This is a genomic window from Paraburkholderia sp. SUR17, from assembly GCF_029536165.1.
GTDB lineage: Bacteria > Pseudomonadota > Gammaproteobacteria > Burkholderiales > Burkholderiaceae > Paraburkholderia > Paraburkholderia kururiensis.
The window spans coordinates 2,237,651-2,248,835 of record NZ_CP120509.1; the positions used below are offsets into that span (position 1 = coordinate 2,237,651).

Consider the following 11,185-nt stretch of genomic DNA (forward strand, 5'->3'; position numbering starts at 1 on the left):
ATGAGCGTTCTCTCGCCCACGCCCGTTGGCGCCGCGCAGGCGGCTTGCGTCGCGAGCCTCACCGACGTCTCGCTCACCTACGGCGACGTGCGGGCGCTCGATGCGGTCAGCGTGGAGATTCCCGCGGGCTGCATGGTCGGGCTGATCGGGCCGGACGGCGTGGGCAAGTCGAGCCTGCTCGCGCTGATCGCCGGCGCGCATGCCATCCAGACCGGGCACGTGACCGTGCTGGGCGGCGATATGGCCGACGTGCACCACCGGCGCACCAGTTGCCCGCGCATCGCCTACATGCCGCAGGGCCTAGGCAAGAACCTTTACCCCACGCTTTCCGTATTCGAGAACGCGGACTTCTTCGGCCGGCTGTTCGGCCACCGGCGTGCGGACCGCGAGCGGCGCATTCGCGACCTCCTGCAAAGCACCGGCCTCGCGCCGTTTGCCGACCGCCCCGCAGGCAAGCTCTCGGGCGGCATGAAGCAGAAGCTGAGCCTGTGCTGCGCGCTGATCCACGACCCCGATCTGCTCATTCTCGACGAGCCCACCACGGGCGTGGACCCGCTCTCGCGCCGCCAGTTCTGGGACCTGATCGACGAGATCCGCCGCGCGCGGCCCGGCATGAGCGTGATGGTGGCCACCGCCTACATGGAAGAAGCCGCGCGCTTCGACTGGCTGATGGCGATGGACGCAGGCCGCGTGCTGGCCACGGGCAGCCCGGCTGCGCTGCTGGAGCGCACGGGCACCGCGACGCTCGACGCCGCCTTCATCGCGCTGTTGCCCGAAGAGAAGCGCCGGGGCCATCACGCCATTCAGATCCCGCCGCGCGATCCGTCGAAAGAGGCCGACATTGCGATCGAAGCCGACGACCTCACCATGCGCTTCGGCAACTTCGTGGCCGTGGACCACGTGAGCTTTCGCATTGCGCGCGGCGAGATCTTCGGCTTTCTGGGGTCGAACGGTTGCGGCAAGACCACCACGATGAAGATGCTCACGGGCCTGCTCGCGCAGAGCGAAGGCCACGCCACGCTGTTCGGCCGCACCGTGGACGCGAGCGACATCGACGTGCGCCGGCGCGTGGGCTACATGTCGCAATCGTTCTCGCTCTATACCGAACTCACGGTCAGACAGAACCTGGACCTTCACGCGCGCCTTTTCCGGCTGCCGCGCGAGGCCATTGCAGCGCGCATCGAAGAAGTGGTGCAGCGTTTCGATCTGGCGAGCGTGCTGGACGAACTGCCCGACGCGCTGCCGCTCGGCATCCGCCAGCGGCTTTCGCTCGGCGTCGCGATGATCCATTCGCCGGAGATGCTGATTCTCGACGAGCCCACGTCGGGCGTCGACCCCGTGGCGCGCGACGCGCTGTGGCAGATCCTGATCGACCTCGCGCGCAAGGACAACGTCACCATCTTCATCTCCACGCACTTCATGAACGAGGCGGAACGCTGCGACCGCATCTCGCTCATGCATGCGGGCAAGGTGCTGGTGAGCGACGCGCCCGCGAACATCGTGGCGAGCCGTAACGCACCGACACTGGAAGAAGCGTTCATCCGCTATCTGCAGGACGCCATGGGCAACGAGCCGCCACCGGCGCCGCTGCCGCCGCCCGAACCCGAAGCGCAGTTGCCGCGCGGACTCGAACGCATTGCGGCGTCCCGGCCTGACAGCACGTTCGACATTCGCCGCATGGCGAGCTTCGCGCGGCGCGAAACGCTCGAACTGCTGCGCGATCCCATTCGGCTCACGACCGCGCTGCTGGGCAGCGTCATCCTCATGTTCGTGATGGCCTACGGCGTGAATCTCGACGTCGACAATCTTTCGTTCGCGGTGCTGGACCGCGACCAGACGGTGGGGAGCCAGAACTACGTGCTCAACATCGAAGGCTCGCGCTACTTCGTGGAGAAGCCGCCCATCAAGGACTACGCCGACATGGACCGCCGCATGCGCAGCGGCGACGTCAGCCTCGCCATCGAGATTCCGCCCAACTTCGCGCGCGACGCCGAGCGCGGCCGCCCCGTGCAGATCGCCGCGTGGATAGACGGCGCCATGGCGCAGCGTGCCGAAACCATTCGCGGCTACGTGCAAAGCCTGCACTCGGAATGGCTCGAGGCGCAGATGCGCGAGCGGCTCGGCAAGCAGGCCATGCCAGGGCAATACCAGCTGGAAATCCGCTACCGCTACAACCCGGGCGTGGAAAGCCTCGTGGCCATGGCCCCGGCGATGATTCCGCTGCTGCTCATGCTGATTCCGGCGATGCTCGCGGCCTTGAGCGTGGTGCGCGAAAAGGAACTGGGCTCCATCGTCAATTTCTACGTGACGCCCGCCACCTCGCTCGAATTTCTGCTCGGCAAGCAGGCGCCCTACGTCGCGCTCGCGATGATCAGCGCCATGCTCTTGTGGTTCGTCACGCTCACGGTGTTCCAGGTGCCGTTCAAGGGCAGCCTGCTCATGTTCATGCTGGGGTCGCTGCTCTACGTGACGGCCTCCACGGGCATCGGCATCTTCATCTCGTCGTTCATCAGCAGCCAGGTGGCGGCCGTGTTCGGCACCACCATCCTCACGCTCGTGCCCGCCGTGAACTTCTGCGGCATCATCAACCCGGTCTCGGCCATGCAGGGCTCCGCCGCGCTGGTGGGCACCGTGTTCCCCACCACGTATTTCGTGACGATTGCGCGCGGCACGTTTTCCAAGGGGCTTGGCATCGAAGTGCTGGGCGGCTCGCTCGTGCCCATCGCGATTGCCGTCGTGGTCGTACTCACCGCCAGCGCGCTGCTGCTGAAGAAACAGGCCCGCTGACATGCGCCTCGCCAACATCCTGCAACTCGGCATCAAGGAACTGCGCGGCCTCGCACGCGACCCCGTGCTGGTCGTGCTGATCATCTACTCGTTCACGCTCTCGGTCTATGCGGAGGCCACCGCGATTCCCGACGTGCTGAACAACGCGGCCATCGGCATCGTGGACGAAGACCAGTCGCCGCTTTCGGAGCGCATCGGCGGTGCGTTCTATCCGCCCTACTTCACGCCGCCCTCGATGATCACGCCGCCGGAGATGGACCGCCGCATGGACATCGGCGCGGACACCTTCGCGCTGGACATTCCGCCCAACTTCCAGCGCGACCTGCTGGCGGGCCGCTCGCCCACCATCCAGCTCAACGTGGACGCCACGCGCATGACGCAGGCGTTCAGCGGCAGCGGCTACGTGCAGAACATCGTGCACGGCGAGATTACGGAGTTCATGCAGCGGTATCGGTCCGCGGCGCCGCCGCCTGTCGATCTGAACGTGCGCGTGCGGTTCAATCCGAACCTCACGCACCTGTGGTTCGGGTCAGTGACGAGCATCATCGACGCCATCACCATGCTCGCCGTCATTCTCACCGGCGCCGCGCTGATCCGCGAGCGCGAGCACGGCACCATCGAGCATCTGCTCGTCATGCCCGTCACGCCCATCGAAATCATGTTGAGCAAGATCGCCGCGATGGGGCTCGTGGTGCTCGTGGTGTCGAGCCTGTCGATGCTGTTCGTCGTGGAAGGCATCCTCAAGGTGCCCATCGAAGGATCGCGCTGGCTCTTCATGGCGGGCGCCGCGCTCGACCTCTTCGCCACCACGGCGATGGGCATTGCGCTCGCCACTGTGGTCGAATCGATGCCGCAGTTCGCGCTGCTCGTGATCCTGATTCTCGTGCCGCTTCAGGTGCTTTCGGGCAGCGTCACGCCGCGCGAGAGCATGCCGCAGATCATCCAGACCATCATGCTCGCGGCACCGAACACGCACTTCGTGATCCTCGCGCAGTCCATCCTCTTTCGCGGCGCGGGGTTCAGTGCCGTGTGGCCTCAGTTTCTCGCGCTCGCGGGCATCGGGCTCGCCATGTTTGCGCTGGCGTTGCGGCAGTTCCGCGGTTTCTTGAAGTAAGCGCCCGGAGCGCGGTGCTTGCGAACGCTCAAGCCGGGCTTCAGGCGGGCTTGAGGGCCACGACGTCGCGCCTGGGCGGCGCGCCGAACATGCGCGAATATTCGCGGCTGAACTGCGAGGGGCTTTCGTAGCCCACGCGATACGCAGCCGCTTCCGCGTTGACCGCGCCGTTCACCATCAGATGGCGCGCTTCGAGCAGACGAAGCTGCTTCTGGTACTGCAGCGGCGTCATGGACGTGAGCGCCTTGAACTGCCGATGAAACGCCGACGGACTCATTTGCGCCACGGCCGCCAGGTCTTCGATGCGCAGCGTTTCCGAAAACTGGTTCCGCAACACGTGGATCGCGTTCACCACCCTTTCCGCGTGGCTGTTGGCGAGCACGACCTTCGCCACTTCGTTGCCGTGCGGCCCCACGAGCAGCCAGTAGCAGATCTCGCGCATGACCATCGGCGCGATGACGGGAATGGCCTTCGGCGTGTCGAGCAGGCGTACGAGACGCAGTACACAGTCGGCGAGTGGGCCGTCGAAGTCGGTGACGAACACGCCGTGGCCCACGTTGCCTTGCGACATGGCGGGAGCAGGCGGGGTGGGCGGGGTGTCCAGGCAGGCCAGCACGTCGCGCATCACGGCCGGATCGAATTCGACGGCAAGGCCCAGGTAAGGCTCGGCGGGGCTCGCCTTCACCACGCGGCTCAACGCCGGCATTTCGACGCTCACGACGAGCGCCTGCCCCGCGCCGTATTCGTAGTGCCGGCCGCCGAACGTGGTGCGCTTGGCGCCCTGCGCCACGACGCAAAGCGCCGGCTGGATGATGTGGTGCGAGGGGTGCCGCTCGTGGTCCGAGCGCAGCAGGATCAGGCCATCGACGGCCGTGGCGAACGGGCTCGCCTTGCCGGGCAGTTGAGCGTCGGTCTGGCGCTTGAGGAGTTCGGCGAGAGCGTGAGACATGAACAAACCTCGGGGTAAGCCTTCGGGCAGGCATTGGGACGCATGTTACTGCGGAGCCGGGCGGCTCGCAGGCGCCTGATCGTCATCGGGCAGGATCAGGCAAGAACGCGGCGAGTTCCGGCATTTGGTTCGCGGCCGCTGCGTCCTATGCTGGCGCCTTTCCAGCCAGACGAGGAGTGCAGCATGTCAGCAGGACCATCGAATCCCGCCGCCCCGAAAATCGCCATTGTCACGGGAGGCAGCCGCGGCATCGGGCGCAGCACCGTGCTCCAGCTTGCCCGCCGCGGCGTGCCGTCCATCTTCACGTACCGCGCCAATCGGGCCGAAGCGGACAAGGTCGTGGCGCTCGCCGCCGAGGCGGGTCAGCAGGCCATCGCACTACCGCTCGATACGGGCGACGTCGCGAGCTTCGACGCGTTCGTGGGCCAGGTTCGCACGGCGCTCGGCCAGTTGGGCGTGCAGCGCTTCGACTACCTGGTGAACAACGCGGGCACGTCGCACCACGCGCCCTTCGCCGAAGTGACCGAGGACGCGCTGGACAGCCTCTACCACGTCCATTTCAAGGGCGTGTTCTTTCTCACGCAAAAGCTGCTGCCGCTCATCAACGACGGCGGGCGCATCGTGAACGTCTCGTCCGGGCTCACGCGCGTCAGCTATCCGGGCAGCGCGTCGTATGCGTCGATGAAAGGCGCCGTCGAAGTGCTCACGCGTTATCTCGCCAAGGAACTCGGCCCGCGTCGCATCGCCGTGAACGTGGTGGCGCCGGGCGCGGTCGCCACGGACTTCAGCGGCGGCATGGTGCGCGACAACCCCGAGGTCAACAAGTTCGTCTCCGACATGACGGCGCTGGGCCGCCCGGGCTTGCCCGACGACATCGGCCTTGCCATCGCGTCGCTGCTCTCGGAAGACCAGCGCTGGGTGAACGCGCAGCGCATCGAGGTATCGGGCGGCATGGCGCTCTAAAGCGCTGCCGGGCATTCGCCGGAGGGCGCCACGCTTCGTGTATAAAGGGGCAACCCTGAACACGCGGAGACTGCCGTGGCGACCACCCCACCTTCCCACACGCCGCCCACCGAAGAAAGCCCGGGCACCGATGCACCGCGCCGCACACGGCGCTGGGCCATCGGCGGCGGCATCGCGCTGTTGATCGTCGTGCTGCTCGCGCTCTGGCGTCCGTGGCACGGCAAGGCGGACCTGCGCGCGTTGAACGAGCTGGGGTTCTTCACGGGCGGATGCAGCGAGAACGGCGGCCCGGCCAGTTCGCCCGACGGCGAATGCCTCTCGCTGCGCGCGAAGCCGGGTCTGTCGGCAGCTCAGGTGGCCGCCGCGCTGCCGCAGCTTGCGAAGATCGATAGCAAGCTGGACCTGAGCCTTGCGAATACCGGGCTCGACAGCGTGGACGGGCTCACCGCGCTGCCGAACCTCGAAGCGCTCGACCTCTCCGGCACCGCTGTCTGGAACCTCGATCCGCTCAAGGACATGCGCTCGCTCAAGCGGCTCGTGCTCCACCGCACGAACGTCGAGAACATCGATGCGCTCAAGGCGCTGACGGGCCTGCAATCGCTGAATCTCTGGGACACCCGCGTGGCGAACCTCGGCGCGCTGAAAAGCCTGACCGACCTGCGGCAACTCGATCTGCGCGACACCCAGGTGCGCGACCTCGACGCGCTCGCGAGCCTCACCCAACTCGATACGCTCAAGCTGGGCGGCGCGCGCAACGTCCGCAACATCGAACCGCTCGCCGGACTCACCGCGCTCAAGACCCTCGACCTCAACGAAACGCAGGTGGAAAGCATTCGCGCGTTGAGGAAGCTGCACGACCTCCAGGCGCTTTATCTCGCGAACACGCCGGTACGCGACATCGACGCGGTGAGCGGCATGCCTGGGCTGAAAACGCTGGTACTGGACGGCTCGAAGGTAGACAACATCGACGCGGTGCACGGCCTCGCGCAGCTCGACACGTTCGTGCTGGCGCGCACGCCGGTCACGAAGATCGACGCGCTCGCGGGGCTCACGAGCCTGCAGCGCCTCAACCTGGCCGACACCGAAGTGGAGAACATCGACGCGCTGAAAGGCCTCACGGGCCTGCAGGACCTGAACCTCTTTCGCACCGAGGTGCGCAACGTGGATGCGCTGAAGAACCTGCACGGCCTGCAGGAGCTTTACCTGGCCAATACGCCGGTGGAGGACGTGGATGCGCTCAAGGGTTTGACGAACCTGCGCGAACTCGTGCTGTACGGCACGAAGGCGACCAACGTCGATGCGCTGAAGGCAGCGTTGCCGAACACGCGCGTGGTGTGGTGACGGTTGGCACGGAATACCGGCGCGACCACATCTCAAACCGCATCTCAACGCAGACAACAGAGGAAATCAGCATGCCGAACATCGAACAAGCATTGCAGGCGCGCGGCCTGTACCTGCCCGCTCCCATCCACCTTCCCGAAGGCGTCAAACTGCCGTTCGCCTTCGCACGCGTGGTGGGCAGCCGCGTATTCATTTCCGGGCATGGGCCGCAAAACCCCGACGGCTCGCTCGCCGCACCGCTCGGCAAAGTGGGCCGCGATCTGACCGTCGAGCAGGGTTATGCCGCGGCGAGGCTCACGGCGCTTTCGATTCTCGCCAGTCTCAAGCGAACCATCGGCGACCTCGATCGCGTCGTGGCATGGGGCCGCGTGTTCGGCATGGTGAATTCGGCGGCGGGCTTCAACAGCCAGCCCGCCGTCATCAATGGATTCTCCGACCTGATACTCGATCTCTACGGCCCCGACCGCGGAATGCATGCGCGCAGCGCGGTGGGCATGGCGGAACTGCCCTTCAATATTCCCGTGGAAATCGAGGCGGAAGTGGAGATCGCGTAAGCGCCTTCGTTACGTGCGCGCCGCCCGTTCCGGAGCGGCGCGCCTTGTCCGCATCACCGCTGTCGGCATCACAGCTGTCGGCATCACAGATCGGTGAACACGGATTCAGCCGCCACGCGCGACTTCGGCAGCTTGCGGTTGAAATCCGCTTCGGCGCTGTAGCCAAGGCCCACCACCACCACGCTCGTAAAGCCCTTCTCGCGCAGGCCCAGTTCCTGGTCGAGAACCTGCGCGTCGAAGCCTTCCATCGGGCATGCGTTCACTTCCAGCGTGGCGGCGCCCAGCAGCAGCGAGCCGAGTGCGAGGTAGACCTGTTTTTCCATCCAGTGCTGCGCGTCCTTCAACTGGTAACGGTGCAGGTCCACGTACGACTGACGCGTCTTCTGTTGCCCCGCCCGTGCGTCCGGCGCGACGAAGCGTCCGTCGTGCTCTTCCTGGCCAAGCACGGCATTCAGATGCGCGTCGCTCATTTCGGTCCGCGCGCAGAGCACCACGACGTGCGACGCGTTGAGAATCTTCGCCTCGTTGTACGAGTAGCCGCCCTGCGCGGCTTTGGCGATGCGCGCCTTGCCGGCGTCAGTCGAGGCCATCACGAAATGCCACGGCTGCGAGTTCACCGACGAGGGGCTAAAGCGCAGCAGTTCGCGCAACTGCGCGATGGTCTCGTCGGGGATCTTGCGCGTGGCGTCGAAGGCCTTCGTGGAGTGACGCGTTCTGGCGTAATGGGCGATGTTCATTTGTTGTTCCTTGCTATGAGGCTTGAAGTAAAGGCTGCGGGAAATAAGGGATAAAGAAGGCCTAGAACCCTTCGAGTACGATCTTGCCGCGCGCGCGGTTCGTCTCGATCAGCGCGTGCGCGCGGCGCAGGTTCGCGGCGTTGATGGGGCCGAGCGTTTCGTTGAGCGTGGTGCGCAACACGCCCGAATCGATCAGCGACGCCACGCGATCCAGAATCTCGTGCTGGCGAACCTGGTCCTTCGTGGAAAACATGGAGCGCGTGTACATCAGCTCCCAGTGCAGCGACACGCTCTTCGCCTTGAGCTTGCGGAAATCGAACAGCTCGGGGTCGTCGATCAGGCCCACGCGGCCCTGCGGAAGAATGGCTTCGACGATCTGGTCGAAGTGGCGATCGGTCTGGTTGAGGCTCGCAATCAGATCCACGCCCGGAAAACCGATGCGCTTGAGTTCCTCGGCGAGCGGCTTCGTATGGTCGATCACGTGATGGGCGCCCAGGTCCTTCACCCACTGCACCGTTTCGGGCCGCGACGCCGTGCCGATCACGGTGAGCCCCGTGAGCTTGCGGGCAAGCTGCACGAGGATGGAGCCCACGCCGCCGGCCGCGCCGATCACGAGCAGCGTCTGCGCCGGCCCGGCCGCTGCGTTGGCCACTGCGTTGGCCGCTACATTAACCGCTGCTTCAGCCTCCCCCTCAGGCACGCCGAGCCGATCGAACAGAAGCTCCCAGGCAGTGAGCGACGTGAGCGGCAGCGCGGCGGCCTCGGCAAAGTTCAGCGTCTGCGGCATGCGGCCCACCAGGCGTTCGTCCACGAGATGCAACTCGCTGTTCGTGCCCGGCCGCAGCAGTGAACCCGCATACCAGACGCGCTCGCCCGGCTTGAAGAGCGTCACGTCGGAACCCACTGCGCGCACCACGCCGCTTGCGTCCCAGCCCAGCACCTTCGGCTGGCCCGGCTCCGGCGCCTTGCCGGCGCGCACCTTCACATCGACGGGATTCACCGAGACGGCGTGCACCTCCACCAGCAGATCGTGCGGGCCCGGCTGCGGGTCGGGCAATTCGAGATCGACGAGCGATTCGGGATCGCTGATCGGCAGGTTGCGGTAATAACCCATCGCTTTCATCGTTGCACTCCGTTTCAAAAGGTCGGCGCGGTGCGGGCAGCCCGCCGCGCTTACGCGTGCGGGCTTGTCACCGGTTCAAGTGGTTCGCGTGGTTCAAGCGGTTCGAAATGGAACAGCTCCGGGTCCGCCGCGAAGTGCGGCCAGAGCACTTGCAGGAACGGACGGAAATCGGCGTGCAGCAGAAACGCGCTGTGGGCGTCGATGCTGTCCCACTCGATTTCGAGCACGTAGCAGCTGCGGTCTTCGCATTGCGGGCCGAAGCGATGGCCGAGATAACCGCGCTTGCGCACGAGAAATCCGCTTGCCTCGCGCCATGCCGTTTCGAACGACACAGCCTTGTCTGCCCTCAACTGAAAACGCGCAATCGCGATGACCATGCCTGCTCCTGCCAGGCGAACCCCTCGCCTCGGACCAGATCATCGGCCATGACGCGCGCTTCACCCAGTGGAGAGTCGCGATATCAGTTTCAAAGAATCGTTGAAAGTGGCGCGGCGGTCACGTTCAGGCCAGCCTGCGCTCAGCCTGCCGTCAGGTTCGGCTCAGTTGGCCGTCAGGCAGCCGTCAACCGGCGTACGACGCAATGCGCTCCAGCAGAAAGTCGCGCAGCGCGTTGACGGTGGGCGAGAGCATCGTGCGATGCGCGCACACCAGGTGAAGCGGCGCGCTCTCGCCGTCGAAGCCGGGCAGCGCCGCTTCCAGCGCGCCGGATTCGAGGTCTTTCAGCACGTCGAGCCGCGATTTGTAGGCAATGCCCAGGCCCGCCAGCGCCCAACGCCGCACGAGTTCGCCGTCGTCCGAACTGCGATTGCCGTTCACGGTGACGACAGTCGGCTCGCCATTCCTGAAGAAGGTCCAGCGGTCGTGCAGGCGATCGCTCAGCGTGAAGCGCAGGCAGTTGTGCCGAGCCAGGTCGGCGGGCGTGGCGGGATGCCCGTGGCGCGCGAAATAGGCCGGCGAGGCGCACAGCACGCGCCGGTTCTCGGGCGCGAGCGGCAGCGCGACGAGCGTGGAGTCTTCGGGCACGCCGTAGCGGATCGCGAGGTCGATGGGCGTGCGGAACATGTCGGCCACGTGGTCGCCGATACGAACCTGGAGCGACACGGCCGGGTACTGCGCCTGAAAGGCGTCGAGCCAGCCGGCGAGCACATGGCGGCCAAGGTCCGACGGCACGGAAAGCGACACCGTGCCGCCGATCATCTTGCGACCATGCGCCACGGCATTGCGGCCCGCCTCCACCTGCTCGATGACGTTGCGCGCGTACTCGATGTAGCGCTCGCCGTCGGGCGTGAGGCGCAGGCTGCGCGTGGAACGGGCGAGCAGCCGCGTGCCCAGCTCCGTTTCGAGCCGCTTGAGCCCGGCGCTCGCCACGGCGGGCGCGAGGTCGAGCTGGCGCGCCGCGGCCGAAAGGCTGCCGTTGTCCGCAGCCGTGAGAAAGATGAGAAGGTCTTCGAGTCTGATCATGTCCGCTTGCGCCGCCGGTTCGGGCTCTTGCATGGTGCACACGGGTGGGTGCCGTGCGCGGAGCCTGCAAGAGCGCGAGGCGGCAGCGGCATGGCGCCGCCGCGTCGCGAACGCATCATACAAGTGCGTCGCGAAACGCGCAGCGGGCGGACCTGT

Annotated in this window: 10 protein-coding genes; 5 read left to right on the top strand and 5 right to left on the bottom strand. The window is 66.2% G+C overall.

Translation table 11 applies throughout. The annotated features are described in order from the left end of the window. Positions 1-2,787: a ribosome-associated ATPase/putative transporter RbbA gene (gene rbbA / locus P2869_RS27300; RefSeq protein WP_277598543.1), complete on the top strand. Its 2,787-nt coding sequence runs from the start codon at positions 1-3 to the stop codon at positions 2,785-2,787. Position 2,788: 1 nt separating this feature from the next. Beyond that, entirely contained in the window at positions 2,789-3,901 is a 1,113-nt protein-coding gene (locus P2869_RS27305) for an ABC transporter permease (RefSeq protein ID WP_126879133.1), read from the top strand. A gap of 40 nt (positions 3,902-3,941) precedes the next feature. On the opposite strand, the gene P2869_RS27310 is transcribed toward P2869_RS27305, so the two are convergent. Then, entirely contained in the window at positions 3,942-4,850 is a 909-nt protein-coding gene (locus P2869_RS27310; RefSeq protein WP_277598544.1) for an AraC family transcriptional regulator, read from the bottom strand. A 183-nt stretch (positions 4,851-5,033) separates the two neighbouring features. On the opposite strand from P2869_RS27310, the gene P2869_RS27315 reads away from it, so the two are divergent. The 3 genes from P2869_RS27315 (at position 5,034) to P2869_RS27325 (ending at position 7,708) form a co-directional block, all read left to right on the top strand. Next, positions 5,034-5,813, top strand: a complete 780-nt coding sequence (locus P2869_RS27315) for an SDR family oxidoreductase (protein WP_277598545.1) — start codon at positions 5,034-5,036, stop codon at positions 5,811-5,813. A gap of 75 nt (positions 5,814-5,888) precedes the next feature. Then, positions 5,889-7,154 (top strand): leucine-rich repeat domain-containing protein, encoded by a 1,266-nt coding sequence (locus P2869_RS27320; protein WP_277598546.1) that lies wholly within the window; start codon positions 5,889-5,891, stop codon positions 7,152-7,154. 71 nt (positions 7,155-7,225) lie between these two features. Then, positions 7,226-7,708, top strand: a complete 483-nt coding sequence (locus P2869_RS27325; RefSeq protein ID WP_026121537.1) for a RidA family protein — start codon at positions 7,226-7,228, stop codon at positions 7,706-7,708. 83 nt (positions 7,709-7,791) lie between these two features. Here the strand turns inward: P2869_RS27325 and nfsB are convergent, their stop codons facing one another. The 4 genes from nfsB to P2869_RS27345 form a co-directional block, all read right to left on the bottom strand. Further along, on the bottom strand, positions 7,792-8,445 hold the full coding sequence (nfsB, locus tag P2869_RS27330; protein WP_277598547.1) for an oxygen-insensitive NAD(P)H nitroreductase: 654 nt from the start codon (positions 8,443-8,445) through the stop codon (positions 7,792-7,794). A gap of 61 nt (positions 8,446-8,506) precedes the next feature. Beyond that, positions 8,507-9,568, bottom strand: a complete 1,062-nt coding sequence (locus P2869_RS27335) for a zinc-binding alcohol dehydrogenase family protein (protein WP_277598548.1) — start codon at positions 9,566-9,568, stop codon at positions 8,507-8,509. A 50-nt stretch (positions 9,569-9,618) separates the two neighbouring features. Beyond that, positions 9,619-9,945: an antibiotic biosynthesis monooxygenase gene (locus P2869_RS27340; protein WP_017775193.1), complete on the bottom strand. Its 327-nt coding sequence runs from the start codon at positions 9,943-9,945 to the stop codon at positions 9,619-9,621. Positions 9,946-10,129: 184 nt separating this feature from the next. Continuing rightward, positions 10,130-11,029 carry a LysR family transcriptional regulator gene (locus tag P2869_RS27345; RefSeq protein WP_277598549.1) on the bottom strand — a complete coding sequence of 300 codons (900 nt, stop codon included), beginning with the start codon at positions 11,027-11,029 and terminating at the stop codon, positions 10,130-10,132. Between the last annotated feature and the right edge of the window lie 156 nt (positions 11,030-11,185).

Coding starts and splice junctions, on each gene's coding strand:
- rbbA (WP_277598543.1), top strand. CDS start 1: ATGAGCGTTCTCTCGCCCACGCCCGTTGGCGCCGCGCAGGCGGCTTGC.
- P2869_RS27305 (WP_126879133.1), top strand. CDS start 2,789: ATGCGCCTCGCCAACATCCTGCAACTCGGCATCAAGGAACTGCGCGGC.
- P2869_RS27310 (WP_277598544.1), bottom strand. CDS start 4,850: ATGTCTCACGCTCTCGCCGAACTCCTCAAGCGCCAGACCGACGCTCAA.
- P2869_RS27315 (WP_277598545.1), top strand. CDS start 5,034: ATGTCAGCAGGACCATCGAATCCCGCCGCCCCGAAAATCGCCATTGTC.
- P2869_RS27325 (WP_026121537.1), top strand. CDS start 7,226: ATGCCGAACATCGAACAAGCATTGCAGGCGCGCGGCCTGTACCTGCCC.
- nfsB (WP_277598547.1), bottom strand. CDS start 8,445: ATGAACATCGCCCATTACGCCAGAACGCGTCACTCCACGAAGGCCTTC.
- P2869_RS27335 (WP_277598548.1), bottom strand. CDS start 9,568: ATGAAAGCGATGGGTTATTACCGCAACCTGCCGATCAGCGATCCCGAA.
- P2869_RS27340 (WP_017775193.1), bottom strand. CDS start 9,945: ATGGTCATCGCGATTGCGCGTTTTCAGTTGAGGGCAGACAAGGCTGTG.
- P2869_RS27345 (WP_277598549.1), bottom strand. CDS start 11,029: ATGATCAGACTCGAAGACCTTCTCATCTTTCTCACGGCTGCGGACAAC.